Source organism: Saccharomonospora sp. CUA-673, from assembly GCF_001942305.1.
Taxonomy (GTDB): Bacteria; Actinomycetota; Actinomycetes; order Mycobacteriales; family Pseudonocardiaceae; genus Prauserella.
Genome location: NZ_MKKE01000016.1, coordinates 1 through 26945, shown reverse-complemented (window position 1 = coordinate 26945; position 26945 = coordinate 1). Strand labels below are relative to the sequence as shown.

At 70.9% G+C, this 26945-nt stretch carries 24 protein-coding genes and 4 pseudogenes; 21 read left to right on the top strand and 7 right to left on the bottom strand.

Going from position 1 to position 26945, the window contains the following annotated elements; all coding sequences use genetic code 11:
- Positions 1–24 precede the first annotated feature (24 nt).
- Both recG and BJF85_RS09365 read left to right on the top strand, forming a co-directional pair.
- On the top strand, positions 25–2184 hold the full coding sequence (gene recG, locus BJF85_RS09370; RefSeq protein ID WP_075846644.1) for an ATP-dependent DNA helicase RecG: 2160 nt from the start codon (positions 25–27) through the stop codon (positions 2182–2184).
- A gap of 109 nt (positions 2185–2293) precedes the next feature.
- Positions 2294–5667: pseudogene (locus BJF85_RS09365) on the top strand (pyruvate carboxylase).
- Between the two features lie 15 nt (positions 5668–5682).
- Here the strand turns inward: BJF85_RS09365 and BJF85_RS09360 are convergent.
- Positions 5683–6159, bottom strand: coding sequence for a hypothetical protein (locus BJF85_RS09360; protein WP_139320548.1), 477 nt, complete (start codon positions 6157–6159; stop codon positions 5683–5685).
- Positions 6156–6542, bottom strand: coding sequence for an SDR family oxidoreductase (locus BJF85_RS09355; protein ID WP_075846642.1), 387 nt, complete (start codon positions 6540–6542; stop codon positions 6156–6158). The genes BJF85_RS09360 and BJF85_RS09355 overlap by 4 nt, the downstream gene beginning before the upstream one ends.
- A gap of 129 nt (positions 6543–6671) precedes the next feature.
- Between BJF85_RS09355 and BJF85_RS31310 the strand changes: the two genes are divergently transcribed.
- From BJF85_RS31310 to BJF85_RS09335, 5 genes are all read left to right on the top strand, one after another.
- On the top strand, positions 6672–6920 hold the full coding sequence (locus tag BJF85_RS31310; protein WP_139320551.1) for a cupin domain-containing protein: 249 nt from the start codon (positions 6672–6674) through the stop codon (positions 6918–6920).
- A 49-nt stretch (positions 6921–6969) separates the two neighbouring features.
- On the top strand, positions 6970–7656 hold the full coding sequence (locus BJF85_RS09350) for an AraC family transcriptional regulator (RefSeq protein WP_369822130.1): 687 nt from the start codon (positions 6970–6972) through the stop codon (positions 7654–7656).
- Between the two features lie 2 nt (positions 7657–7658).
- Positions 7659–8477: an arginase family protein gene (locus BJF85_RS09345; protein ID WP_075846641.1), complete on the top strand. Its 819-nt coding sequence runs from the start codon at positions 7659–7661 to the stop codon at positions 8475–8477.
- A gap of 188 nt (positions 8478–8665) precedes the next feature.
- The gene (locus BJF85_RS09340; RefSeq protein WP_255375507.1) at positions 8666–9961 is read left to right on the top strand and encodes a helix-turn-helix domain-containing protein; all 1296 of its coding nucleotides are present in this window, start codon (positions 8666–8668) and stop codon (positions 9959–9961) included.
- A gap of 184 nt (positions 9962–10145) precedes the next feature.
- A complete protein-coding gene (locus BJF85_RS09335; RefSeq protein ID WP_158056857.1) occupies positions 10146–10736 on the top strand; it encodes a hypothetical protein in 591 nt (196 codons plus the stop codon).
- A gap of 134 nt (positions 10737–10870) precedes the next feature.
- On the opposite strand, the gene BJF85_RS09330 is transcribed toward BJF85_RS09335, so the two are convergent.
- The 3 genes and pseudogenes from BJF85_RS09330 to BJF85_RS09320 form a co-directional block, all read right to left on the bottom strand.
- Positions 10871–11848 (bottom strand): SagB/ThcOx family dehydrogenase, encoded by a 978-nt coding sequence (locus tag BJF85_RS09330; protein WP_083666152.1) that lies wholly within the window; start codon positions 11846–11848, stop codon positions 10871–10873.
- 134 nt (positions 11849–11982) lie between these two features.
- Positions 11983–12612 carry a hypothetical protein gene (locus tag BJF85_RS09325; protein ID WP_075846638.1) on the bottom strand — a complete coding sequence of 210 codons (630 nt, stop codon included), beginning with the start codon at positions 12610–12612 and terminating at the stop codon, positions 11983–11985.
- Positions 12613–12681: 69 nt separating this feature from the next.
- Positions 12682–14843: pseudogene (locus tag BJF85_RS09320) on the bottom strand (AAA family ATPase).
- 121 nt (positions 14844–14964) lie between these two features.
- Between BJF85_RS09320 and rsmD the strand changes: the two are divergent.
- From rsmD to BJF85_RS31305, 14 genes and pseudogenes are all read left to right on the top strand, one after another.
- On the top strand, positions 14965–15546 hold the full coding sequence (gene rsmD / locus BJF85_RS09315; RefSeq protein WP_139320546.1) for a 16S rRNA (guanine(966)-N(2))-methyltransferase RsmD: 582 nt from the start codon (positions 14965–14967) through the stop codon (positions 15544–15546).
- 10 nt (positions 15547–15556) lie between these two features.
- Positions 15557–16039, top strand: a complete 483-nt coding sequence (gene coaD / locus BJF85_RS09310; protein WP_075846677.1) for a pantetheine-phosphate adenylyltransferase — start codon at positions 15557–15559, stop codon at positions 16037–16039.
- Between the two features lie 159 nt (positions 16040–16198).
- On the top strand, positions 16199–16951 hold the full coding sequence (locus BJF85_RS09305) for a DivIVA domain-containing protein (protein WP_075846637.1): 753 nt from the start codon (positions 16199–16201) through the stop codon (positions 16949–16951).
- Positions 16952–17085: 134 nt separating this feature from the next.
- Positions 17086–17790 carry a DUF177 domain-containing protein gene (locus BJF85_RS09300; RefSeq protein WP_083666150.1) on the top strand — a complete coding sequence of 235 codons (705 nt, stop codon included), beginning with the start codon at positions 17086–17088 and terminating at the stop codon, positions 17788–17790.
- A 50-nt stretch (positions 17791–17840) separates the two neighbouring features.
- Entirely contained in the window at positions 17841–18023 is a 183-nt protein-coding gene (gene rpmF / locus BJF85_RS09295) for a 50S ribosomal protein L32 (RefSeq protein ID WP_075846636.1), read from the top strand.
- A gap of 10 nt (positions 18024–18033) precedes the next feature.
- Positions 18034–18775: pseudogene (gene rnc / locus BJF85_RS09290) on the top strand (ribonuclease III).
- Positions 18776–18788: 13 nt separating this feature from the next.
- The gene (mutM, locus tag BJF85_RS09285; protein WP_075846635.1) at positions 18789–19640 is read left to right on the top strand and encodes a bifunctional DNA-formamidopyrimidine glycosylase/DNA-(apurinic or apyrimidinic site) lyase; all 852 of its coding nucleotides are present in this window, start codon (positions 18789–18791) and stop codon (positions 19638–19640) included.
- A 393-nt stretch (positions 19641–20033) separates the two neighbouring features.
- The gene (locus BJF85_RS28775; RefSeq protein WP_222844483.1) at positions 20034–21194 is read left to right on the top strand and encodes a proton-conducting transporter membrane subunit; all 1161 of its coding nucleotides are present in this window, start codon (positions 20034–20036) and stop codon (positions 21192–21194) included.
- A complete protein-coding gene (gene mbhE, locus BJF85_RS28770) occupies positions 21149–22795 on the top strand; it encodes a hydrogen gas-evolving membrane-bound hydrogenase subunit E (RefSeq protein WP_222844482.1) in 1647 nt (548 codons plus the stop codon). The genes BJF85_RS28775 and mbhE overlap by 46 nt, the downstream gene beginning before the upstream one ends.
- Positions 22792–23241: a sodium:proton antiporter gene (locus BJF85_RS09275; protein ID WP_075846634.1), complete on the top strand. Its 450-nt coding sequence runs from the start codon at positions 22792–22794 to the stop codon at positions 23239–23241. Before mbhE ends, BJF85_RS09275 begins: the two co-directional genes overlap by 4 nt.
- Entirely contained in the window at positions 23238–24749 is a 1512-nt protein-coding gene (locus BJF85_RS09270; RefSeq protein WP_075846633.1) for a monovalent cation/H+ antiporter subunit D family protein, read from the top strand. Before BJF85_RS09275 ends, BJF85_RS09270 begins: the two co-directional genes overlap by 4 nt.
- On the top strand, positions 24746–25105 hold the full coding sequence (locus BJF85_RS09265) for a Na+/H+ antiporter subunit E (protein WP_075846632.1): 360 nt from the start codon (positions 24746–24748) through the stop codon (positions 25103–25105). Before BJF85_RS09270 ends, BJF85_RS09265 begins: the two co-directional genes overlap by 4 nt.
- A complete protein-coding gene (locus tag BJF85_RS09260; protein WP_075846631.1) occupies positions 25102–25359 on the top strand; it encodes a monovalent cation/H+ antiporter complex subunit F in 258 nt (85 codons plus the stop codon). Before BJF85_RS09265 ends, BJF85_RS09260 begins: the two co-directional genes overlap by 4 nt.
- Positions 25356–25702: pseudogene (locus BJF85_RS31305) on the top strand (cation:proton antiporter). The gene BJF85_RS09260 and the pseudogene BJF85_RS31305 overlap by 4 nt, the downstream one beginning before the upstream one ends.
- A gap of 9 nt (positions 25703–25711) precedes the next feature.
- On the opposite strand, the gene BJF85_RS09250 reads toward BJF85_RS31305, so the two are convergent.
- Both BJF85_RS09250 and BJF85_RS29885 read right to left on the bottom strand, forming a co-directional pair.
- Positions 25712–26431: a GPP34 family phosphoprotein gene (locus tag BJF85_RS09250; RefSeq protein ID WP_222844479.1), complete on the bottom strand. Its 720-nt coding sequence runs from the start codon at positions 26429–26431 to the stop codon at positions 25712–25714.
- Positions 26432–26562: 131 nt separating this feature from the next.
- Positions 26563–26697: a hypothetical protein gene (locus BJF85_RS29885; RefSeq protein ID WP_255375506.1), complete on the bottom strand. Its 135-nt coding sequence runs from the start codon at positions 26695–26697 to the stop codon at positions 26563–26565.
- Positions 26698–26945: the final 248 nt, after the last annotated feature.

Here is a 26945-nt window from a genome sequence, read left to right as displayed (position 1 = left end):
TGAGACCGGGATGGTGGCGGTGACATGACGACGACGGGCGACAAGCTCTCCGTGGTGCTGGGCGCCAAGATGGCCAAGGCGCTCGAATCGTCGCTGAACCTGCGGACGGTCGCCGAGCTGCTGCGGCACTACCCGCGCCGGTACCAGCGCCGCGGTGAGCTCACCGACATCGGCGGGCTCGAGATCGGCGAGCACGCCACGGTGATGGCGAAGATCGAACGGGTCGAACGGCGGCCGATGCGGGCCCGCAAGGGCAGCATCCTCACCATCCACCTCAGCGACGGCAAACGCCGGCTGACGTGCGCGTTCTTTGGCAACGTCGGCTGGCGTGAGCAGCACCTGCGCGCGGGCAGGAAGGGCCTGTTCGCGGGCAAGGTGTCGCAGTTCCGCAGCGAACTGCAACTGTCCAACCCGGAATACGAGCTGTTCGAGCAGGACGACGACGATCCGTCCACGGTGGACGGATTCGCCAACCAGATCATCCCGGTGTATCCGGCCGCGGCGGGCGTCGAGTCGTGGAAGATCGCCCGTGCGGTGCGGCAGGTGCTCGACACGCTCGACACCGTCGAGGACCCGGTTCCCGAGGTGCTGTGCGCCGAGCTCGGGCTGACCGATCTGGACACCGCGCTGCGCCAGGTGCACCTTCCGGAGAGCTGGGAGCGGCTCACCACGGCGAAACAGCGGCTCAAGTGGGACGAGGCGCTGTCCATCCAGTTGATCTTCGCGCAGCGCCGCCGCAACGAGGTGAGCGAACCCGCGCGGGCCTGCCCCCGCGTCGACGGCGGGATCACGGCGGCGTTCGACGCACGCCTGCCGTTCGAGCTCACCGAGGGGCAGCGGGAGGTCGGCGAGACGATCGCCGCCGACCTGTCGGTCGAGCACCCGATGAACCGACTGCTGCAGGGCGAGGTCGGCAGCGGCAAGACGATCGTGGCGCTGCGGGCGATGCTGCAGGTCATCGACGCCGGCCGGCAGGCCGCGATGCTCGCGCCGACGGAGGTGCTGGCGGCCCAGCACGCCCGGTCGCTGCGCGAGCTGCTCGGCGACCTGGGCACGGCGGGCGAGCTCGGCGCCGCCGAACACGCCACCAAGGTCACGCTCCTGACCGGGTCGATGGGCGCCAAGGAACGCAAGAAGGCGTTGCTGGAGGCCGCGAGCGGGGAGGCGGGCATCGTCGTCGGCACCCACGTGCTGATCCAGGACCACGTGACGTTCGCCGACCTGGCCCTGGCGGTCGTCGACGAGCAGCACCGGTTCGGCGTCGAACAACGCGACGCGCTGCGCACCCGCGGCGCCGAGGGCACCAGCCCGCACGTGCTGGTCATGACCGCGACGCCCATCCCGCGCACCGTGGCGATGACCGTCTACGGCGACCTGGAGACCTCGGCGTTGCGGCAACTGCCGTCGGGACGGTCGCCGATCTCGACCACGGTCGTGCCCGTCGCCGAGAAGCCGAACTGGCTGGACCGGGCGTGGAAACGGATCATCGAGGAGGTCGGCAACGGGCGGCAGGCCTACGTCGTGTGCCCGCGGGTGGGGGACGAGCCGCCGGCCGACACCGGGGGCCGCAGGCCGCCGCTCGCGGTGCTCGACATCGCGCCGATGCTCGAGGAGGGCCCGCTGCACGGGCTGCGGATCGGCGTGCTGCACGGCAAACAACCCGCCGACGAGAAGGACGGCGTCATGCGGGCCTTCAGTGCGGGCGAGGTGGACGTGCTGGTCGCCACGACCGTCGTCGAGGTCGGCGTGAACGTGCCGAACGCGACGACGATGGTGATCATGGACGCCGAGCGGTTCGGCGTGAGCCAGCTGCACCAGCTGCGCGGCCGCGTGGGTCGTGGTTCCGCGGCGGGGCTGTGCCTGCTCGTGACGGAGATCCCCGAGGGCACGACGACGCGGCAGCGGCTCGACTCGGTCGCCTCCACGCTCGACGGGTTCGAACTGTCGAAGCTCGACCTCGAACTGCGCCGCGAGGGCGACATCCTCGGCGCGGCGCAGTCCGGCACGAAGTCGGCGTTGAAGATGTTGTCGCTGCTCGACGACGAGGACGTGATCGCGCAGGCACGCGGCGTCGCCCAGCGCGTCGTCGACGCCGACCCCGACCTGGCGCACAGTCCGGGCCTGGCCCGCATGGTTGCCGACGTCGTCGACGCCGACCGAGCCGAATACCTCGAGAAATCCTGACCCTTCGGGCGAACCGCCCAGCGGGCGTTCCGGGATGTGGGCAGGTGTTCCCAGGAGGCGGGAGCGGGTAACGTGCGTCCCGACCGATCCGAGGACGGAAGGACCGGGAATGTTCCGGAAAGTGCTCGTCGCCAACCGCGGCGAGATCGCCATCCGCGCGTTCCGCGCAGCCTACGAACTGGGCGCAGGCACCGTGGCGGTGTTCCCGCGCGAAGACCGCAACTCGCTGCACCGGCTGAAGGCCGACGAGGCGTACGAGATCGGCCAGCCGGGCCACCCGGTGCGTGCGTACCTGTCGGTGGACGAGATCGTCCGCGCGGCGCAGCGCGCGGGTGCCGACGCGGTCTACCCCGGTTACGGCTTCCTGTCCGAGAACCCCGACCTCGCGCGCGCCTGCGAGGAGGCCGGCATCACGTTCGTCGGCCCCGACGCCGAGACGCTGGAGCTCACCGGCAACAAGGCGCGCGCCGTCGCGGCGGCCCGTGAGGCGGGCGTGCCCGTGCTGGGTTCGTCGGCGCCGTCGGCCGATGTCGACGAGCTCGTCGCCGCGGCCGAGAACCTGACGTTCCCCGTGTTCGTGAAGGCCGTCGCGGGCGGCGGCGGCCGCGGTATGCGGCGCGTTGAGGACCCGCCCCACCTGCGCGAGGCCATCGAGGCGGCCTCGCGGGAGGCGGAGTCGGCGTTCGGCGACGCGACCGTGTTCCTCGAGCAGGCGGTCGTCGAGCCCCGGCACATCGAGGTGCAGGTGCTGGCCGACGGTCAGGGCAACGTCATCCATCTCTACGAGCGCGACTGCTCGGTGCAGCGCCGGCACCAGAAGGTCGTCGAGCTGGCCCCCGCGCCCAACCTGGATTCGCAGCTGCGGGAGCGGATCTGCGCCGACGCGGTGAAGTTGGCCCGGCAGATGGGCTACCGCAACGCGGGCACCGTCGAGTTCCTCGTCGACCGCAACGGCAACCACGTCTTCATCGAGATGAACCCGCGGATCCAGGTCGAGCACACGGTGACCGAGGAGGTCACCGACGTAGACCTGGTGCAGTCGCAGCTGCGGATCGCCGCCGGCGCGAGCCTGCCGGACCTCGGCCTGGCGCAGGACGCGATCTACCTGCGCGGCGCGGCGATGCAGTGCCGGATCACCACCGAGGACCCGGCCAACGGGTTCCGCCCGGACACGGGCATGATCAGCGCCTACCGCTCGCCCGGCGGGTCGGGTATCCGGCTCGACGGCGGCACCGCGTTCTCCGGCACGGAGATCAGCGCCCACTTCGACTCGATGCTCGTCAAGCTCACCTGCCGTGGACGGACGTTCGAGACGGCCGTCGGCCGCGCGCGGCGCGCGCTCGCCGAGTTCCGCATCCGCGGGGTCGCGACGAACATCCCGTTCCTGCAGGCGGTGCTGGACGACCAGGACTTCCAGTCGGGCAACGTGACGACCGCGTTCATCGAGCAGCGCCCGCATCTGCTGACCGCGCGCCACTCGGCCGACCGCGGCACGCGGCTGCTGACCTATCTGGCCGACGTCACGGTGAACAAGCCGCACGGTCCGCGGCCCACGCTGATCGACCCCGAGGAGAAGATCCCCGCGGTGCCCGACGGCGCGCCGGCGGCCGGGTCGAAGCAGAAGCTCGACGAGCTCGGCCCCGAGGGCTTCGCGCGGTGGATGCGCACGTCGGGCACCGTCGGCGTCACAGACACGACCTTCCGCGACGCCCACCAGTCGCTGCTGGCCACGCGCGTGCGCACGAAGGACCTGACGGCGATCGCCCCCGCGGTCGCGCACACCCTGCCGCAGTTGCTGTCGGTGGAGTGCTGGGGCGGCGCGACCTACGACGTCGCCCTGCGGTTCCTGGCCGAGGACCCGTGGGAGCGCCTCGCGCTGCTGCGCGAGGCGATGCCCAACGTCTGCCTGCAGATGCTGCTGCGCGGGCGCAACACGGTCGGCTACACGCCGTACCCGACCGAGGTCACCGACGCGTTCGTCGAGGAGGCCACGGAGACCGGCATCGACATCTTCCGCATCTTCGACGCCCTCAACGACGTCTCGCAGATGCGGCCCGCGATCGAGGCCGTGCGCGCGACCGGGAAGTCGGTCGCCGAGGTGGCGCTGTGCTACACGTCGGATCTGTCCGATCCCGGCGAGCAGCTGTACACATTGGACTACTACCTGCGGCTGGCCGAGCAGATCGTCGACGCCGGTGCGCACGTGCTGGCCATCAAGGACATGGCCGGTCTGCTGCGCGCGCCCGCGGCCGAGCGGCTCGTGACCGCGCTGCGGCGCGAGTTCGACCTGCCCGTGCACATCCACACGCACGACACGGCGGGCGGGCAGCTGGCCACGTACCTCGCGGCCATCCGCGCCGGCGCCGACGCGGTCGACGGTGCGGTCGCCTCGATGGCGGGCACGACCTCGCAGCCGTCGCTGTCGGCGATCGTGGCCGCCACCGACCACTCCGACCGGCCCACCGGGCTGGACCTGCGCGCGGTCGGCGACCTCGAGCCGTACTGGGAGACGGTGCGCAAGATCTACGCCCCGTTCGAGGCGGGCCTGGCCTCGCCGACGGGCCGGGTCTACGACCACGAGATCCCCGGCGGTCAGCTGTCCAACCTGCGCACGCAGGCCAAGGCGCTCGGACTGGGCGACCGGTTCGAGGAGGTCGAGGCCATGTACGCCGCGGCCGACCGGATGCTCGGCCACATCGTCAAGGTCACGCCGTCGTCGAAGGTCGTGGGCGACCTCGCCCTGCACCTGGTCGGCGCCGGGGTCGAACCGGCCGAGTTCGAGGCCGAGCCCGGCAAGTTCGACATCCCCGACTCGGTCATCGGCTTCCTGCGCGGCGAGCTCGGCGACCCGCCCGGCGGATGGCCCGAGCCGTTCCGCACCAAGGCGCTCGAGGGCCGCGGTGAGGCGCGCGGTGAGGTCACGCTGTCCGAAGAGGACCGCGAGGCGCTGACGAAGGACCGGCGCGCGAGCCTGAACCGGCTGCTGTTCGCCGGCCCGACGGCCGAGTTCGAGGCGCACCGGGAGTCCTACGGCGACACGAGCGTGTTGCGGAGCAAGGACTTCTTCTACGGTCTGCGTCCCGGTGAGGAGTACACCGTGGACCTCGAGCCCGGGGTGCGGTTGTTCATCGCGCTCGAGGCCGTCGGCGAGGCCGACGAACGAGGTATGCGCACCGTGATGTCCACATTGAACGGCCAGATGCGCCCGATCCCCGTGCGGGACCGGTCGGTCGCCACCGACGTGCCGGCCGCCGAGAAGGCCGACAAGAACGACCCGAACCACGTCGCGGCACCGTTCGCCGGCGTGGTCACGCTGCAGGTCGGCGAGGGCGACGAGATCGCCGCGGGCGACACCGTCGCGACGATCGAGGCGATGAAGATGGAGGCCGCCATCACCGCGCGACCGGCGGCACGGTGCGGCGGCGCGCCATCAACTCCGTCCAGCAGGTCGAGGGCGGCGATCTGCTGATCGTCCTGGAGTAGTCGCCTCCTCCGGCCTCAGACGAGCGCGGCGGTGATCTCGGCCAACGTCTCGTCGAGGTCGGTGGTGCACACATGTCGGCGGTCGCCCGCGGGCTCGAGCAGTCCGCGGGCCTCCGCCTCGTGCAGTGCCGCCAGCTCCGCGGCGAGCAGCGGGGGCAGGCCGGCGTCGACGAACGTCGGTTCCCACGTCTTGCGGGGGAGGACGACGACCTCGAGTTCCCGGCCCAGGCGCAGGCCGAGCCGCCGGGCGACCTCGCGTTCGGTGTAGCGCGGCCCGTCGAGGTGGACGATCTCGCTCGCCCCCGAGGATCCTGCTGCGCCTGCCGGATTGGTGAGCGCGTCGGCGACGACGGCGCCGATGTCGCGGGTCGCGACCATCGTGGTGTCGACGTCGGCCGACGGGGCGAACACCGGGTGGATCCCGGCGCCGGTGGAGGCCGCCATGGTCGTCTCGACCTTCTCCTGGAAATGCGGCGACCGTACGGACGTCACCCGCACCCCGGTCTCGCCGAGGGCGCCTTCCAGGTGGTGCAGCCAGCGGATCGGGCCGGTGCCCTCGGCGTGCTGGGCTCCCCACGACGACAGGGCGACGACGTGCGGGACGCCGCTGCCTGCCACGCGCCGGCGATGGTGTCGGCCATCCGGCGGTGGTCGGCGTCGGAACCGCTCGGCAGGGTCGGCAGCAGGACGAACGCGCCGTCGCAGCCGCGCAGCGCCGTCGTCAGCGCGGCGCGGTCGGTGAGGTCGGCGACCGCGCCGGTGGGTCCGGCGTTCACGGGGTTGCGGACGACCCGGCGGACGGGCAGGTGCTGCGCCTGCAGGGCGCGGGCGGCGGCGCCGCCGACGTGTCCGGTCGCTCCGGTGATGGCGTACATGGCAGGTCTCCGATCTCTGGGACGTCTCGAATCGTTGTCTCGAGTGGCTGTCTCCAGAGTCGCCCGCGGGGCCGAGACGATCCATGCGTGAATCGCTCGCAGGCATATCGGATCGCCTACGCTGGCGGTGTGGATGCGTTGGCGGATCTCCTCGCGGGAGTGCGGGCGCGGTCGGCGGCGTTCTGCCGCACCGTGCTCGAACCGCCGTGGGCGCTGCGGATCGCCGACGGCGCCCGGCTCGCGCTCGTGACAACGGTGCGTCGGCACGCCTGGATCGTGCGACCGGCGAGGTCGGGAGCGGCGACGGTGAGCCCGGCACCGATGAGTCGGGTGGTGCGGACCCGGTGCGGCTCGACGAGGGCACGGTCGCGGTCGTGACCGGGGCCGGTCCGTACGTCGTCGCCGACGAGATCGACACCTCGCGTCGGTGGTCGTCGGCCCCGGCAACCGGCTGACCACAATGGACGGCACCGACATCACCGAGGAATTCCTCGCCGGTTCGCGGGAACGGGAGTCGGCGGGCGGTTCTGTCATCGTCAGCGGCACCTACCAGGTCACCGGGGACGTCGGGGCGCGGCTGCTGGCGGCGCTGCCCGGCATCGCATGCGTCCCGGCCGTCGACCTCGGATCGCCGGTGCTGGACCTGCTGATCACCGAACTCGACGTCGACCGTCCCGGCCGGCAGGTCGTGCTCGACCGGCTGCTCGACCTGGCCCTCGTCGAGACCGTGCGGACCTGGATGGACGCCCAACGCGGCGCCGCGCCCGGCTGGTTCCGGGCGCAGAGCGACGCGGTGGTCGGCCAGGCGCTGCGGCTCGTGCACGACGAGCCCGGTGCACAGTGGACGGTGTCGAACCTCGCCGCGCGGTGCGGGGTCAGCAGGGCCGCGTTCGCGCGACGGTTCACCGACCTGGTGGGCACCCCGCCGATGGCCTACCTCGCCGACTGGCGCATGACGGTCGCGGCCGACCTGCTGCGCAACACCGGCGACACGGCCGATGTCATCGCCAGGAAAGTGGGTTATGCCAACGCGTTCGCGTTCAGTGCCGCGTTCAAACGACACCGCGGCATCTCGCCGCGCGAGCACCGGCTCGTCGCCGGAGGAGGAGGGTGAGCGTGCGGATCGTCGCGTTCCCGCAGTGGCAAGGGGCGACCTGGGACGGCGCGTCCGACGTGCTGCCCGCGGGATGCCGCGCCCTCGCGGGCCTGGCGGGCGAGGTGTTGGACGTCGCCGTCGAGCATCCGGACGTCCCGGCCGCCGCATCGCCCACAGTGGACGGCATCGCGCACCGCGCGGCGCTGGTGTCCTGGCGGGACACCGCACTGTCGCTCCTCGGCCCCGGCGGGCCCGTGCTGACCATCGGCGGTGACTGCGGGGCCGATCTCGTCCCGATCGGCTTCGCCCGCGCACAGCACGGACACCGGCTGGTGACCGCCTGGTTCGACGCGCACGCCGACAGCAACACCGCCGCGGGATCGCCGTCCGGCGCGTTCCACGGCATGGTGCTGCGAGCCCTGCTCGGTGAGGGCGACGCCGACCTCGCGGCGAGCCCGGCGCTGGAACCCGGCCACGCCGTGCTCATCGGGACCCGCGCCTTCGACCCCGACGAACGCCGTGCCGTCGACGCCGGTCTCCTGCGGCACGTCCCGCCGCCCGCCGACCCGGCCGCGGTGCGCGAGGCCGTCGGCGCGGAGACCGGCGGGCCCGTGTATCTCCACGTCGACGTCGACGTGCTCGACCCCGAGGAATGGCCCGGCGGGCACTACCGCGAACCCGGCGGGCTGACCGTCGACCAGCTCGTGGCCGGCATCGACGCGCTCGCCGACCAGCACGTCGTCGGCGCCGGACTGACCGAGTGCGCCACCACCGACGGCGCGTTGCTGCGGCGCCTCACCCCGGTGATCCAGGCGCTCGGGCGGGCGCTGGGTTCATGAACGCCGTGTGTGAACGCACCGGCAGGCCCGGCCGTGAATGCGGGGTGTGCGCGCCCGCCGTTGGTGGTGGGCTGTCCGGGTGAACGCCGTTGGTTCCCGCCAGTCACGGCCCTTCCACCTCACCGTTTCGTGTGGTGTGCTCCGTTCCGACCCTCCGATGACGTAGGGAAGGGAGCTGTGAGGAGCCCGTGAGAGCTCACCCTGTCGGCCCACCCTCCTCCGAGGTGCCCGCGCTCAAGGGCCTCGGCGGAATCATGCGCCCCGAGCTGGAAGACGTCGCCGGGGAGATCATCGCCGAGATCCGGGCGGCCGTGCCCGAATACCGCGGCTCCCTCGAAGGCCCGTACGGACGCGGTATCCGGGAGGGCGTGCGGCACGCGATCACGCTGTTCGTCGACCGGCTCGGCGAACCGGCCGCGGCGTCCACGGCGTCGCGCACCTCGGTCGCCAGCGACGGGCACGAGGTGCACCGCCGGATCGGCCGCCGCGAACTGCGGGAGGGCCGCAGTCTGGACACGTTGCAGCTCGCCTATCGCATCGGCGTCCGGGTCGCGTGGCGGCGGATCATGCTGGTGGGCAAGCGAAGCGGCTTCTCGTCCGCGGTGATGTCGCAACTGGCCGACCGGATGCTGGCGCTGATGGACGAACTGTCCTCGGTGGCACTCGACGGATACCGCGCCGCTCTGGCCGAGACGTCCGACCCCGCGGTGGCCGCCCGCTGCCGGTTGATCCGCCTGCTGCTCCGGACCGACGGCACGGCCCGGCGCGGCGATCACCATGGCCCCCACGGTCACCGCGACAACCACGACGAGCTCGTCGAACTCGCCTCCCGCGCCGGATGGCCGCTGCCCGAGATCGCGACCCCGCTCGCGCTGCGCGGACCCGTGCGCGCGGCCCGCGACCTGCCCGATGAGGTCCTCGCCGACCTGTCCGGCGCCGCCCCGTGCCTGCTCGTGGCCGGTGCGGTGACCGATGACGACGTGACCGCCCTGCGTGATGCGGTCGGTGGCGCGGCGGTCGGCGTGGGCGCCGGCGTCGAGCCCACGGCGGCGGCCGACTCGCTCCGTTTGGCGCGGCGCGCGCTGTCGTTGGCCGGTGACGGGAGAGTGCCGGCCGGTGATGTCGTGTGGGCCGAGCGCGTGCTGCCCGAACTGCTGCTGCGCGGCGGGGACGCGGTGACGGCGCAACTGCGGCGCCGACTGTTCGCGCCCCTCGCTGCGATGACCGAACGCCGGCGCGCACGCACCATCGAGACGTTGCGCGCGTGGTTCGACGCGCAGGGCAGCGTCCACGCCGTGGCCGAACGGCTCGGCCTGCACCCGCAGACCGTGCGGCACCGGGTGCGGCGCATGGAGGAGGCGTACGGGGACCGCCTCCGCGACCCGCGGGCGCGGTTCGAACTCGAGGCGGCCGTGCGGAGTCTGCCCGACTGGGCGCCCGAAACATCCGAATCGGTGGATCTGCCGGATGCTGTCGGCCGGTGACAACGACGCGGCGAAAACGTGTGACCGCGGTGAGTGCGAACGCGGTCCGTCCGGTCCGTTCTTGGTTCCGGTGATCAACGCGGCCTAGCGTCGATCGCGGGCTATCCGCAGGTAGCAGTCTTCAGCCAACGGAGGATGGAGTTCTATGCGCAACCGTATGCCTGGCCTCGTCGGAGGTATCGCCGTGTCCGCCGCGATCGCCCTCGTGGCGGCACCCGCCGCGTTCGCCGCTCAGGACATCACCGTCACCAACCCGAACGAGGACGGATCCGTGTCGGCCAGCGCCGACGGGAGCACCCTCAGCAACGTCGACTCGGGCACCGACGTCACGTGCTCGTCGTCGTCCGGCGAGGGCGAGATCCCGAGCGGCAGTCACACCGCGCCCGCACCCATCGGCGACCTGTCGGTCAGCTTCGACAGCTGCACCGGCCCGCTGGGCAGCGTCTCGGTGACGCCGAACGCGCAGCCGTACCAGCTGCACATCGGCTCGTACGACAGTGCGAGCGGGGTGTCGACCGGGTGGGTCGGCGAGGTCAACGCCAGCATCTCGACGTTGACGTGCAGCTTCGACGCGGTCGGCAACGCGCCGGGCGAGTACGACAACGCCACGGGTCAGCTGACCGTCACCCCGGACGTCGCGCTGCCCGACGGCGTCGCACCGCTCGAGGCCACGAACACCAGCGGCTGCCTCGGTCTGGTCAGCGACGGCGACGCCCTCACCCTCGAGGCCGTGTACGACATCACCGACCCCGCAACCCCGATCACCATCGGCTGACCCCGTTCAAGAAGCACCCGTGGGCCCCATAGTCGCGCTTGTCGAACACTGCCACGCGGAGCGTGTCCGTTTGGGTGGTGGTGGGAGACGGGTGGGAGCGACTATGGGGCCCACGGGTGCATGTGCGGTGCGGGTCAGAGCGGGGGGTGGCCGACCGGGATGAGCATGGTCGGGATCTCGGACTCGGGGACGCCGAGGAGCTCGGACAGTCCGGCGTCGTCGAAGTCCGACACCGCGCAGCACGCCAACCCGAGTGCCGTCGCGACGAGGTACACGTTCTGCACCGCGATCCCCGAGTCCACATGCATCGTGCGGTAGTGGCGCAGCGGCTTGTGCTCGTAGGCCACCCGCATCCGCGTCGTCAGCGCGATCGTCACCGGCGCCGCCGCGAACTCGGGCTGCCAGTAGATCTGCTGCAGCGGGCGCACCGGGTCGGCGATCGTGAGCCGCGTGAGCTCGTGCGCGATCGCCTCGTAGCGGTACACGCCCGGTTCGAGGATGTCGGTCCCGCGGATCAGCACGTACGCCCGCAGCACGTCCAGTCCGTCGCCCGACGGCGCCATGCCCATCGGGTGGTTCTCCGAGCCGTAGGCCGGTTCGAACCGCTGCACGCCGAGCGCGAACCGGAGCAGACCACTCAGCGCGCCCAGGTCGAGGTCGTGGTGGGCGAACACGTCCCACGACCGGCGGCGCACCAGCGTCTTCACCAGATCGGCGCGCGGCGGTTCCACGTCGGGCAGCGGGATGCGGCGGATACCGGGCAGCGGGTCGGGGGAGGGCGGGGTCTGCCCGTTCAGCAGGCGGTGCACGGCCAGGGCACGCTGCACCGTGTCCTCGGTGTTTGCCGCATCGACGGGCGTGCGGTCCCGGTCGCCGGCGGCGTACTCGGCGTGCTCGGCGTGCTCGGAGTACTCGGGGTATTCGGGGTATTCGGAGTGCTCGACGTGCCGGGTGTACGGGTCGTGCTCGTCGTCGGGGAGGGCGTGCGCGGGTGCCCTGCGGACGGGGGCGTCGGCGGGAACGCCTTCGGATTCGGGTAGCCACTCGGAGTGACCGACGACGGGCTCGTCGTCGTACTGCCCCACCCAATCGTGGCTCAGTGGCTCACCCATCGCATCCTCCCCATTACGCCCTGGTCACGTCCGGTGCACGCCAGAACGCATGGTAACCGCTTCGAGTGAGAAGTCAGCCCCGCGAGTGACGTAATGTGCCCGGCGGAACGTCGTCGAGGACCGCGCGGCCGGGGTCAGCCGGCGAGGCGGCGGTAGGTCTCGCCGAACGGTCCCGACATGTCGACCGAGATCTCCCGGTCGGCGACCGACGTCACCTGCTCGGCGCTGCGGTCGCCGTCCCACCAGAACGTCGACGGCGTGATCCGGCGCCGTTCGTCGTACTCGAACTCGCCCGCCGCCTGTGCCGCGAGGTTCTGGAGCCCGTCGTGGACGCCCGCATCGCGCGGCACGTACAGCAGCAGGACATGCGACGTCGGACAGGCGAACAGGGCGCCGTGCTCGAACGTTGCCGCGCCGGTCAGTCGGGGCAGGACGTCGGGCAGGATCAGCGCCGCCGTCCCGGCGTGCGGGCCGCTCACCACGAGCAGGTCGCCGTCGAGGTGTTCCGGGGCGGCGAACTCGACGGCGTGCAGGTTGTCGAACGCCGCGGCCGCCAGCTCGTCGGCGTCGCAGGCCGCCACCGTCTCGGCCGGGAGGTACGTCACGTCGTCGCCGGCGCCGCCCTCTGCGCTGCCGGTCCGTGCGGTGCTGATGTAGACGGTCGCGGCACCGGGCAGGGACTCGGTGGCGTAACCCCGGTACGGCTCGGCGTCCGCGGTGGCGGCGGGGACGAGCCGGGGCAGGACCGTGCCGAAGTCGATCATGACCTCGTCACCCTAGTGGGGGACACGCCCGTCCGGAAGGGGGCCCTCGGGAGCTGTGAAGCGGTCGGGTCAGCGCCAGTCGTCGTCGGAGGCGAGCACGGTGAGCTGCTGGGTCGCGCGGGTGAGCGCGACGTAGAGCACGCGACGTCCGGTGAGCGACTCGGTGATCAGCTCGCTCGGCTCGACGAGCACGACGGCGTCGTACTCGAGCCCCTTCGAATCGAGGCTGCCCACCACCTTGAGCCGGTCCTCGCCCTGGCCGGCGAGCCAGCGTTCCACCTCCGGCACCCGGTTCATCGCGCAGATCACGCCGACGGTGCCGTCGACCCCGTCCAGCAGTTCCTTCGCGGCCGAGTGGACGGCGCTCTCGCGCGTCGCCTCGTCGACCCGGCGGACCTCCGGGGTCAGGCCTGTCTTGCGCACGGCGTTCGGCAGGTCCTCCGGCGACGCAACCGCGGCCCCGGAGCTTTCCGGGGTCTGCTTGTCGACGACGACCTCGGCCGCCAGGTCGAAGATCTCCGCCGAGTTGCGGTAGTTGGTGCGCAGCGTGAACCGGCGGTGGGCGGTCTTCGTGCCGAAGGCGTGGGTGCGCGCCTGCGCGGCCTCGGCCGGATCGGGCCACGAGCTCTGCACCGGGTCGCCGACGATCGTCCAGCTCGCGTACGCGCCGCGCCGGCCGAGCATGCGCCACTGCATGGGGGAGAGGTCCTGCGACTCGTCGACGACGATGTGCGAGTACTCGTCGTAGTGCGCCGGCTTCGCCGCACGTTGACGCGCGGGATCGTCGGAGTCACGCGTCTGCGCGGCGTCCAGTTCGATCTCCTGGGCGCGCTGCTTGCGGCGCTTCGGCGGGGGACCGGCCAGCACGCGCAGCTCGTCGAGCAGCGCGACGTCGGCCACGGTCCAGTCGTCGCCCTCGCCCCGCAGCGACGCCGCGAGCAGGCCGATCTCGTCGGCGTTCAGCACCTTCCGCGCCGAGCGCGCCAACTTCTGCTCGTCGCCGAGCCACCGGAGCACCTGCGCGGGATACAGCACCGGCCACCACGCGACGAGGAAACGGTGGAAGTCGATCCGTTCGCCGACGTCCTGGATCACGTCGGCGCGTTCGAGGCGCGGCCCGCCCGCCTTCGCGTTCTCCTCGGCCCGGTCGGCGAGCGCCTCGAGCAGCGTGTCGGCCGCGCGCATCCGCGCGCGGTTCGGCGGTCCGCCCGCCGAGTGCACCTTCTTGCGCACCCGCTCGAGCTGCTTGGTGTCGAGCTTGAGGACCTCGCCCTTGTAGACGATCCGCAGTTCCTCCGGTGCACCCGGAGGCGTGTCCCGCAGGGCCTTGAGCAGCACCTTGCGCATGCGCAGCGAACCCTTGATCGCCGCGAGCGGCGCCGGGTCGTAGCGCGTGGCCTGCATGCCGTCGAGCAGTTCGCCCAGCGAGCGCAGTTCGACGTTGGTCTCGCCCATCGACGGCAGGACCCGCGAGATGTACGTCGTGAACACGCCCGACGGGCCGAGCACCAGCACGCCCGCGCCGCCGAGCTGCTTGCGGTAGCGGTACAGCAGGTAGGCGGCCCGGTGCAGCGCCACGGCCGTCTTGCCGGTGCCGGGGCCGCCGGTGATTTCGGTGACGCGCGCCACGGGGCGCGGATGACCTCGTCCTGCTCCTTCTGGATGGTCGCGACGATGTCGCGCATCTTCTCGCCGCGCGCCCGGCCGAGTGCCGCCATGAGCGCGCCCTCGCCGACCACGGGCATCCCGTCCGGGACCGACTCGGGCATGAGCACGTCGTCGTCGACGTCGAGCACCTGTCGCCCGGAGCAGCGGATCACGCGGCGTCGCACGACGTCCATCGGCGCCTCGGCCGTGGCCTGGTAGAACGGCGCCGCCGCCGGGGCACGCCAGTCGGTGACGAGGTTCTCGAAGTCGCCGTCGCGGATGCCGAGCCTGCCGACGTACACCGGTTCGGTGGTGGTGTGGTCCAGCCGGCCGAACACGAGACCCTCGTACTCGGCGTCGAGCGACTGCAGCGTCTGGTTGGCGTGGAACACCATCATGTCGCGCTCGAACAGCATCGAGGCCTGCTCGAAGACCGCCTCGCGCTGCGCGCCGTGGCCGATCTCGTAACCCTTCGCGCGCATGTCCTCGGCTTGCCTGCGGAGCTCCGCGAGCCGGGTGTAGACCCGGTCCACGTGGGACTGCTCGATCGCGATCTCGGCCCGTCTGACCCGAGGTTCCGACACTGACGCGCTCCTGGGTGCAAAGTCGCCGGGAAGGGGAAGAACGACAATACGCGAATCGGCCCCCTGGAATCACGAGGTCCGGCCAAGAGTCACACTCGCCACGGCTTCTACGATCGTGGCTGTGACCAGGATCGTGTCGGGCCGCGCCGGGGGACGGACGTTGCGGGTTCCGCCGCGCACCACGCGCCCGACCTCGGAGCGGGTGCGCGAGGCGCTGTTCAACGCGCTCGAAACCGCCGGTGACCTCGACGAGGCCCGGGTGCTCGACCTGTATGCCGGGTCGGGCGCGCTCGGGTTGGAGGCGCTCTCGCGCGGCGCGTCCGACGTGCTGTTCGTCGAGGCCGACCGCCGTGCCGCGCAGGTGCTGCACGCCAATGTCGAGACCGTCGGTCTCGGCGGCCGGGTGCGGCAGGGCAAGGTCGAAACGGTCGTCGCCGAGGGGAGTGCGAGCCCCTACGACGTGGTGCTCGTCGACCCGCCGTACGCGCTGCCGTCCGAGACGCTCGCCGACATGCTCACCGACCTCGTCGACGGCGGTTGGCTGGCCGAGCGCGCGCTGGTGGTCGTCGAGCGGGCGGTGCGCGACGGCGAACCGGCGTGGCCCACGGGGCTGGAGTCCTTCCGCACCAAGAAGTACGGCGACACGGCCCTGTACTGGGGCGAGCACGTGGGTCGGCCCGGCGAGGGTGAGCAGCCCCGCTAGGGTGCGGCGCATGCGGCGAGCGGTATGTCCCGGCTCCTACGACCCGGCGACCAACGGGCACCTCGACATCATCGAACGCGCGGCGAACCTCTTCGACGAGGTCGTCGTCGCCGTCCTGATCAACAAGAGCAAACGGGGCATGTTCACCATCGACGAGCGCCTCGAGCTGCTGCGCGAGTCGACGAAGGGCCTGTCCAACGTGCGCATCGACTCGTGGCACGGCCTGCTCACCGACTACTGCCGCGACAACGGCATCCAGTCCATCGTCAAGGGGCTGCGCTCGGTCAGCGACTTCGACTACGAGCTGCAGATGGCGCAGATGAACCGGGAGATCTCCGGCGTCGAGACGCTGCTGATGTCGAACAACCCGGCCTACAGCTTCCTGTCCAGCTCACTGGTCAAGGAGGTCGCGACCTACGGCGGCGACGTGACCACCATGGTCTCTCCGTACGTCCACGAGCGGCTCCTGGCGAAACTGGCCGAACAGGACTGAACCGGGCGGACCGGCACGCGCGGGCGGAATCGGGCGAGCACGCCGCACGCGTCGTGCCTGGTTGGCGGCTTGACACGCCCGGCCCCGCTCGGTCACCGAAAACTCGCCGCCGGACCGGCACACTGGAGGCGGCCACGATCGGTTTTTGAGGGAGTTGCCGTGTACCGGGTGTTCGAGGCGCTCGACGAGCTCGTCACGATCGTCGAAGAGGCGCGGGGTGTCCCGATGACCTCGAGTTGCGTGGTGCCGCGGGGTGACACGCTCGAGCTGCTCGACGACATCCGCGAGGCGCTGCCCGCCGAGGTGGACGACGCGCAGGACGTGCTCGACAAGCGCGACGAGATCGTCCAGACCGCGCGCACCGAGGCCGAGACCACGGTGTCGACCGCGAACGAGCAGGCCGAACGCACCGTGTCCGAGGCCGGCTCCGAGGCCGAACGGCTCGTCGCCGAGGCCAAGGCCCGCGCCGAGCAGCTCGTCGCCGATGCCCAGGCCGAGGCCGAGCGCACCGTGTCGGCCGGCCAGGCCGAGTACCACGACCTCACCGAGCGGGCCCGGGCCGAATCGGAACGCATGATCCAGGCCGGCCGCGACGCCTACGACCGTTCCGTCGAGGACGGCCGCGCCGAGCAGGCCCGGCTCGTCTCGCAGACCGAGGTCGTGCAGGCCGCCCACGGCGAGGCAGGACGTATCGTCGACGAGGCGCACGCCGAGGCCGACAAGCAGCGCACCGACTGCGACGCCTACGTCGACGGCAAGCTCGCCGAGTTCTCCGAACTCCTCTCGAGCACGCTGCGCACCGTCGACTCCGGCCGCAACCACCTCCGCGGCACCTCCGGCGGCTACAACGGCGCCGGCACCGCGACGGGCTCGACCGGCGGCCGCGGCTTCTACGACTTCCAAGCCCACTGAGGCGCTGACGCGTGATCACCGGCCGCGGGGCGGGGCTCCGCGGTGCTCGCGTACGCTGGACGGACGCGCCCGGGGGAGGTACGTCCTCCACATGAAGGCGGCGAATCCGAACGCCCCCGATCCCGAGAAATCCGATGTCTGACGAACGCTCCCCGAACGCCGGCGACGACCGCGCGACCGACCGCGGCGGCGCGCGCGCCGACCGCAGCCCGTGGGTGATCGACACCCACGAGCTCGGCCGTCGCCCGGGCGCCAGCAGGCCGCTGCAGCTCGACGTGCCCGTCGACGTCCCGCTCGGCGTTCCCGACGTCGTCACCGTGCCGACCGACGCCGCGATCGCGCTCGACCTGCTCCTCGAATCGGTCGTCGAGGGCGTGCTGGTCACCGGTTCGGCCGTCGCGCCGACCACCGGCCAGTGCTCGCGCTGCCTCGACCCGATCGCCGACGAGGTGTCCATCGACGTCACCGAGCTGTTCGCCTACCCCGACTCGACCACCGACGAGACGACCGAGGAGGACGAGGTCAGCCGGGTCGTCGACGACCGGATCGACCTCGAGCCGGTCGTGCGGGACGCCCTCGTGCTCGCGCTGCCGCTGGTCCCGCTGTGCAGGGAGGACTGCGAGGGCCTGTGCTCCGAGTGCGGCGTGAAGTGGGCCGATCTCGAGCCCGGACACGGGCATGAGACGATAGACCCTCGGTGGGCCGCGCTCGTCGACCGGCTGCAGGACACCGAGGCGCCGAGGACGACTCGGCCACCCGCGATGATCAGGCAGGCGAACGATCGGACGGCTCGGACGGGTGACGTCTTAGCGTCGCTCGCGTCCAACCCCAGAGTTTGAGGCAAGCAGCTCGCGCATGCGCGGGCAGATTTTGATGAGGAGAACCAGCCGTGGCTGTCCCCAAGCGGAAGATGTCGCGCTCCAACACCCGCGCCCGCCGTTCGCAGTGGAAGGCGACGCCGGTGCAGCTCGTGGAGTGCTCCAACCGCGCCTGCAAGGCCAAGAAGCCGCAGCACATCGCCTGCCCTGAGTGCGGCCAGTACGCCGGCCGGCAGGTTGTCGAGCCGGCCTGAGGTCCGCGAGATGGGGGGTAAGGCGCCGGCGGGCCCGGCAACAGATCCCACACCGCTACTCGACGCGCTCGATGTCACCTTCGACACCGAGCTGTTGACGCTTGCGCTGACGCACCGCTCGTACGCCTACGAGAACGGTGGTCTGCTGCCGAACGAGCGGCTCGAGTTCCTCGGTGATGCGGTCCTGGGCCTGGTGGTGACCGATCACCTGTATCGCAAGCACCCCGACCTGCCGGAGGGCCAGCTCGCGAAGCTGCGCGCCAGCGTGGTGAACATGCACGCGTTGGCCGGTGTGGCGCGCGAGCTCGGCGACGGCGGTCTGGGTGCGCACCTGCTCCTCGGCAAGGGCGAGGAGCTCACCGGTGGGCGCGACAAGGCGAGCATTCTGGCGGACGGGCTCGAGGCCGTCATCGGCGCGACATACATCGCGCACGGCATCGAGACGCGCGGGAGCTCATCCACCGGCTCTTCGGCAAGCTTCTGGAGGAGGCGCCGCTGCGCGGTGCGGCCTGGACTGGAAGACGAGCCTGCAGGAGCTGACCGCGTCCTCCGGCCTCGGCGTGCCCGAGTACCGGGTCGAGGACACCGGCCCCGATCACCGCAAGGAGTTCACGGCGACCGTGTTCGTCGGCGGCCGTGACCTGGGCAGCGGTAGCGGCACGACGAAGAAGGAAGGCGAGCAGAAGGCCGCCGAGACGGCGTGGCGGGCTCTGTCGGCCGAGCTCGATCTCGGCGAATCGTCGTCGGACTGACGCGGGGTAGCGGGTGCCCGAGCTCCCCGAGGTCGAGGTCGTCCGACTGGGCCTCGAACGCCACGTCGAAGGCCGGTCCATCGCATCGGTCGACGTTCTGCATCCCCGCGCTATCCGGCGCCACGTGCCCGGCGCGGACGATTTCTCCGCCCGGCTCGCGGGCGTGACCGTCACGGCCGCCCGTCGGCGCGGCAAGTACCTCTGGTTGGAGCTCGCCGGCGGCGAGGCGATGCTGGCGCACCTGGGCATGAGTGGGCAGATGCTCGTGCAGCCCGCGTCGGCGCCCGACGAGAAGCATCTGCGCGTGCGGTTCCGGTTCGCCGACGGGGGTCCGGAGCTGCGGTTCGTCGATCAGCGCACGTTCGGCGGTCTGGCGCTGGACGAGCTGGTGGACGCCGGCGGCGCGGCGTTGCCGGCGGCGCTCGCGCACATCGCGCGCGATCCCATGGACCCTGCGTTCGACCTGGACGCCGCGGTGGCGGCGCTGCGTCGACGCCGCACCGAGGTGAAACGCGCGCTGCTCGATCAGACCCTCGTGTCGGGTATCGGCAACATCTACGCCGACGAGGCGTTGTGGCGCGCGCGGCTGCACGGCACGAGGCCCACGGAGCGCCTCACCCGCGCCCGGGCGCTCGAGGTGCTCGGCGCGGCCTCCGACGTCATGACCGATGCCCTCGCCGCGGGCGGCACGTCGTTCGACGCGCTGTACGTGAACGTCGACGGTCGGTCAGGCTACTTCGAACGCTCGCTGAACGTCTACGGCCGCGGCGGCGAGCCGTGCCGGCGTTGCGCGAGCCTCATTCGCCGCGAGGCGTTCATGAACCGCTCGTCGTACTCCTGCCCGAGGTGCCAGCGACGACGCTGACTCGGGCCGTCCTATCCCGTGAGTCACACCACGACCCAGTGGCCTGGACCACTGTCACGACGTCCTTCAGCAGCCCCTTCGGCCGGGCTCGGCCAGGAGCACAGGAGCGGGTGTCGAGAGGAACGACACAGGAGGAACGAGTGGGTCAATTGGTACAATGGTGTGGATGTTTGCTCGTTCTCACTACTGCAGGTCGGCGTTCACCCCGACCTTCTGGCTGCTCGCGCACCCAGGCACGAACGGGTACATCTCATCGTGGGGAGCGATCCTTGCCGGGGCAGCCCCTGGTGTCGATGCTTTAGCATCGGCCGAACTTCGTTTGACGCTTCGCGAGGACGATTCTGACTAATTCGGCTCGATGGACGTCTGTCCGTTCGACCACGAGGTGGACCTTTGCTGCTCGCATGCCTTGCGATCGTTCTACTCTCCTGTGCACTTGCGCTCCCGCTGACGCATCGCCTCGGCCGTAACTCCGGCTGGGTTCTCGCGGCCCCGCTGCTCGTCGCGGCCGGGCTGCTGGTCGCCGTTGCCGAGCCGGCCGGTCCGGTCGACGAGGTGTGGCCGTGGATGCCGACCCTCGGTGTCGACTTCGCGTTGCGGCTGGACGGGCTCTCGCTGCTGTTCTCCCTGCTGGTGCTCGTCATCGGCGCGGGCGTGCTCATCTACTCGACCCGCTATCTCGGCAGCAACGGCCGGCACGGCTCGTTCTACCTGCTGATGACGGTGTTCGCGCTGGCGATGTTGCTGCTGGTGCTCACCGACAACCTCGTGGTGCTGTTCGTGGCGTGGGAAGCGACCACGTTGTGCTCGTTCTTCCTGATCGCCCGCCCTGGCCCGCATGCGCGGGAATCTGCGATCCGCACCTTGCTGGTGACCGCCGCCGGTGGCCTCGCCCTGCTCGCCGCGGTCGTCGTCGTCGCGGTGGGTACGGGGACGACGAGGATCAGCGCGGCACTGGCAGACCCGATCTGGCACGAGAATGCCGGGTTCGTGGTGGCGGTCGCCGCCCTGGTGGCGGCAGCAGCGTTCACGAAGTCGGCGCAGTTCCCGTTCCAGGCGTGGCTGCCGGACTCGATGGTGGCCATCACGCCGGTGTCGGCGTACCTGCATGCGGCGGCGATGGTCAAGGCCGGCATCTACCTCCTGCTGCGCTTCTCGCCGGCGCTCGCCGGGGAGCAGGTCTGGTCCCTACTGTTGATCTCCGCCGGCCTGATCACGGCATTGTTCGGGGCGGTCGCGGCGCTGCGCCGGTACGACCTGAAGGAGCTGCTGGCCTTCTCCACGGTGAGCCAGCTCGGACTCCTCGTCGCGATGATCGGCGTGGGCACCCCGGCGGCGTTGACCGCCGCGTTGGTGCACACGGTGGCTCACGCGCTGTTCAAGTCGGCGCTGTTCATGCTGGTCGGAGTCATCGACCTGCAGGCAGGCACGCGCGACATCCGCAAACTCGCCGACCTCCGGCTCCGGATGCGGTCACGGCCGTCTCGCTCGCTCTCGCGGCCACGTCGATGGCCGGTGTGCCGCTGCTGCTGGGCTTCATCAGCAAGGAGCTGATGCTGGACGCCTTCTTCGAGATGCCCGGCCCGGCATGGGTCTCGGCGCTCGTCGTGGCCGGCGGCGTGCTGACATCGGTGTTCACGTTCGCCTACTCGGGACGGATCGTGCTCGGTGCGCTCGCGGGCCGCTCGGGGCGCCTGGTCCCGGAGGGTGCGCCCGCGTTCCTGGCCGTGCCCGCCATCGCCGCCGCGGCCGGACTGGCCTTCGGCGTCGTTCCGTTCCCGTTGGACTCCTGGATCTCGTCCGCCGCGACGGCGACGATCGGCCAGGAGGAGTCGGTGTACCTGACGTTGTGGCACGGGCTGACCCCCGCGCTGGCAGCGTCCGTCGTCGTCATGCTCGTCGGTACCGCCCTCGTGCTCGCCCGGCACCGCGTCCAGGCGGTCATGGCCCCGCTGGCGCTGCCGATCAGCGGGCTGGCGGTCGTGGATCGCCTGCGCGCAGGCACGATCAGCCTCGGCGTGGTCGTCGGAGGATGGGCCGGCAGCCGGTCACCGCGGCTGCACCTGGCGATTCCCCCGGTGTGCTTGGCACTGTTCGCCCTGATCGGGGTGTTCGTCCTGCGGGACCTGCCGCCCGTCGTGGGGGAGCCGTCCCGTCCGACGGACTGGGTGCTGGTGGCGCTCGTCGTCGTCGGCACGCTCGGAGCGGTGCTCGCCCGCACGAGGATCGCCGCGATCGTGGTCCTGGGCGTGGTCGGGTTCACGATGACGCTCTGGTACTTCGCGCTCGGTGCCGCCGACGTCGCGATCACTCAGCTGCTCGTGGAGATCCTCACGGTCTGCGTGATGGTCCTGCTCCTGCGCCGCCTGCCCCTTCGATTCCAGCGGGAGAAGAAGCGCCCGCGCATCGTCGCCGCGGTCGTCGCGGTCGGGGCCGGTGTCGCCACCACGCTGGGCGTGTGGGCGTTCACCGGGCGACGGGAGATGTCCGAGGCCGCGGCCTACTACCTTCGGGAGGGCGAGGAACTCACCGGCGGCGCGAACATCGTCAACACGATCCTCGTCGACTTCCGCGCCCTGGACACGCTGGGCGAGCTGACCGTGCTCGGTGTCGCCGGAATCGCGATGGCCGTGCTGCTGCACGGCCGGCGACCCGCTCCCACGCGCAGCGCCCACCTCGACACCTCGACACCGTTGGCCGACGCCGCGGTGAACTCGGTGTTCGTCCGGTCGATCACCCGACTACTGGGTCCGGTGATCATCGCGCTGTCGATGATCCTGCTTCTCCGCGGCCATCAGGAGCCCGGAGGCGGCTTCAACGCCGCCTTGATCGGCGGGGCGGGATTCGCACTGCTCTACCTCGCCGCGCCGTCCGACACGTCGGCGCGGGTGAAGTGGCCGTACATGGTCCTGATCGGTGCCGGGGTCGCGATCGCCACGGCGACCGGGTTCCTCGGCTACGCCGACGGTTCGTTCCTCAGGCCCCTGCACGCGGAACTGTTCGGCATGAAGCTCACCTCCGCGCTCGTGTTCGACGTCGGGGTGTACCTCGCGGTCATCGGTGTCGTCCTGGCCGCGTTCAACCTGCTCGGGCGGCAGCGTCGCGTCGTCCATGACGACGAACCGACCATGATCAAGGAGGTGAGCCACCGATGACCATCGCAGTCGTATCCGGCGTGCTGGTGGCAGGCGCCGTCTATCTGTTCATGCAACGAGAGATGCTGCGGGTGATCCTCGGGTTCGTGCTCCTCGGGCACGCCGCGAACCTCGTGTTCATGGCCGCAGGCGGGACCGACCGTCGTGAGGAACCGTTCGGCACCCCTGCCGACACGTCGGCGGTGGCGGACCCGTTGCCGCAGGCGTTCGTGCTGACCGCGATCGTGATCGCGTTCTCCATCACGATCTTCATGCTCGTCCTCGCGGTCACCGGCACCAGCGGCGACGACACGAACGATGGCGCCACCGACGACGACAGCCCCGACGACACCAGCTCGGACAGCGTCGACAGCGCAGACAGTCCTGACAGTGCCAACAGTGCTGACAGCGCCGGCAGTGCCAACAGCGCCGACAGTGCCGACGAGGCCGAGGAGGTTCGCGCATGATCGAGCCGCTTCTGCCTCTGCTGGTCGCGGTTCCCCTGTTCACGGCGGGCCTGCTGACGCTGGTCGGTCACCAGCCCCGGCTCCATGCCGTCGTCACGATGGCGGTGCTGGTGGCGTCGACGGCGTCCGGAATCGCGCTCGTGGCGGAGTTCGCCGGGGGCGGCGCCTCCGCGCACGGCGTCGGGCTGTGGCCGTTCGGCATCGCCATCCCACTCGTCGCCGACATGTTCAGCGCGCTCATGCTCACCGTCACCGGCCTGCTGTCGGTCGTGTGCGTGTGGTTCGCGCTGGCCTCCGAGCGGGCGAGCTCCCGGTACTTCGGTCCGCTGATGCTCGTGCTGCTGGCCGGTGTCAACGGGGCGCTGCTGACAGCAGACCTGTTCAACCTGTTCGTGTTCATCGAGGTCATGCTGCTGCCCTCGTACGGCCTGTTCGTGCTCGCCACTCGCGGCGCGGCACCGTTGCGGCAGGCCGCAGGCGCTCGCCTCTACGCGACGTTGAACCTGCTCACCTCGACGGTGTTCCTCGCCGGCGTCGGCTTCGTCTACGGCACCGCCGGGACCGTGAACCTCGGCGAGCTCGCCGGCGCCGCGCAGGCCGACGACAGGGTCGGCTACGCGATCATGGTCTGCCTGTTCGCCCTCGGCATCAAGGCCTCCATCGTGCCCGTGCACGGCTGGCTCGCCCGCGCCTATCCCGCCACGTCCCCGGCGGTCACCGCGTTGTTCTCGGGCCTGCACACGAAGGTCGCGATCTACGCGATCTATCGCATCTACGCGGTCGTGTTCGACGGCGACAGCAGGTGGTTGTGGATCGGCGTGGCGGTGTTCTCCGCGACGATGGTCATCGGCGTTCTCGGCGCTGCCGGTGAGACCACGACCCGGTCGATCCTGGCGTTCCACATGGTCAGCCAGATCGGCTACATCCTCCTCGGCGTCGCATTGTTCACCGAGGTCGGCCTGACGGCGGGCATCTTCTACCTGCTGCACCACATGATCGTGAAGGCCTCGCTGTTCCTCTCGACCGGCGCGATCGAGGTTCGCTACGGAACCGGCACCATCGGTGCCCTGTCCGGAATGGCGAAACGGGAACCCGTGCTGGCGGTCGCCTTCTTCATCGCGGCACTGTCGCTTGCGGGGCTTCCGCCGTTCTCCGGGTTCGTCGCGAAGTACTCGTTGATTCTGGCTTCGCTCGACGCCGGGGAGATCGCCGCGGTCGTCATCATGCTCGTCGTCAGCATCATTACGCTGCTGTCGATGCTGAAGATCTGGTCAGGCGTGTTCTGGGGCAAGAACTCGGAATCCGAGGACGCGCCGGCGGGAGGCGGGGCCGTGCTCACCGAAGCCCCACCCCGCGTCGAGGCGCGCCTGGCAGCACCGGCGGTAGTGCTCGCCGCGATCACCCTCAGCTTGGGAATCGGGGCCGAGCTCCTCCTCTCGTTGTCCGAGACGGCGGCTGCCGGTTTGCTCGACCCGTCCGCGTACCTCGAGGCGGTGATCGGCTCATGACCTGGCTCAGCTGGCCCTTCCGCATGCTCGGCTTCACCCTCTGGTTCGCCCGGGCGCTCGTCGTCGCCAACGTCCAGGTGCTGCGTGACAACCTCACGCCCGCGCAGTACTCGACCCCTGGCATCGCTCGATACAGCACCCGGTGCGAAACGGACGGGGAACTGACCCTCCTGGCCGCGCTCATCACGCTCACGCCGGGAACGCTCACCCTGGGCACCGAGACCACCGCGGAGGGGCGGCGCGTGCTGTACGTCCACGCGATGTACGCCGAGGACGCGGACGAAGCGCGGTCCGAGCTCGGCGTTATGGAACAGCGGATGCTGCGTGCTGTCCGCAGGAAGGGAGGCACCACATGACCGTGGCCGCCCTGGGCATCGTGCTCCTCGCCGTCGCCTGCATCGCCTCCACCTACCGGATGCTCGCCGGCCCCACCGAAGCGGACCGCGTCGTCGCCGGCGACCTGCTCCTGTTCGGGGTGGCCGGCATGATCGCCCTGTTCGGGATCCGCGCCGCCAGCACCTACACGTTCGACATCGTGCTGATCACGTCACTAGTGGGATTCCTCGGCGCGCTGTCACTCGCCCGCGCACTCACCAGGGGGAAGCGATGACCATCATCGGTGACGTCTTCATCATCGCCGGGGCCCTCGTGTTCGTCACCGCGGCTCTGGGCATCATCCGATTCCCCGATGCCTACACCCGGATTTCCTCGCTGGGCACTGCGGCGGGATCGGGATCATCTTCGTCGTGACCGGTGCGCTCCTGCACCAGCCCACGATCCCGGACGTCGTGAAGGTAATCCTGATTATCGCGCTGCAGCTGGCGACCTCCTCGGTCGGGAGCATGTCGATCGCGCGATCCGCCTACCTCGTGCGCACCCCGCTGAAACGCAGCTTCTACAACGAGCTCGCCGACTACAGCGACTCCGACGGCGACGAAGGGAAACGGTCCTGACGGCGGCTCTCACTGGGTCGACGGCAGCACAGCGGCAGCGACGACGGCGTTGGTGATGACCGCGTTCACCACACCGGCGACTCCGGCCGATGCCGCCATGGCACTCCAGTCCGCACGTTCGAGCTCCTTGGCGCGCGTGTAGACGTCCCCGCTCCACGGGATCTCGCGGTGGAACTGCGGTAGCGTGCCGCTCGCCGAGATCAGGGCGATGCTCGCCCCGATGCGCGGTTCGGGCGCCGTGCCGTCCACGAGTGCGGACCGGACACGCTCCATGAGCTCGTCGCGGCGCCGGCTCGTCAGTGTGTACTTCGTGGACGGCAGGATTCCGAGCACCCGTCGCCGTTCGCGGCCGAGGTCGCCGCGCTCGACGAGGCGGTCGAGGACGGGGCCCCGCAGCTTGGGGCCGACGAGGGCGACGGCCGTGTGCACGTCCCGTGGCTTGGGCGTGAGGGCGGAGTGCGCCAGGGAGAGGATCGCGTCCGATCCGTCGTCGTCGCCCGTCGCCACGACCTGGCTGGACCCCGCGCGCTGCGTCACGTCGAGCAGCCCGGTGCGGGCAAGGTCGGTGAGGGCGGCGCTGCCGAGCACGTAGTGCAGGACGTTCTCGCCCGCGATCGCGCCGCTCGCCGGCTGGTGCAGCAGGAGCATGACGTCCTCGGTCAGGAGCGGCTCCGGCGCCATCGGCGGCGCGTCGCCGATGGCGTTCGGGTGTTCCGGGGTCTGTGCCACGGCTGCCTCATTCCTTGTCCGACGGTGCAACCGTCGTGGTGTACCGGGCGGCGGTGGTGCGGACGGCCTGCGGACGGATTCGAAGCCCGAACCCGCCTGAGCGCGCCGCGCCCAACCGGCGCCGGTGGGCGTCAGGCTTCATAGATGTCGCGGGCTGTGGAGAAGACGGTGTGCGCGATGTAGGGGTTGCGCAGGTTCCTGGACTGGACCAGGTCGACGGGGTGGCCGATGATCGCGTCTGCGTCGAGCGCGAGGTCTTGGGCCATGTGCCCATCATCCCACCTGCGGTGCAGCGATGTCGACGTACACGCCGCCGAGTCGTCGCAGGTGGTGAGGTCGACGTCGTCAGCTCGAGGCCGTGGCCGATCCGCTGCCGCTGGACGTCGGATCCGACGACGACGAACCCGTCGGTGTGGGTGACGGGTCACTCGTGGGGGACGTCGTGGGCGGGGGCTCGGACGACGGTGGGCGGGGGCGTAGTGCGGTCGGCGAACGGGCCGTCGACGACGCCGCT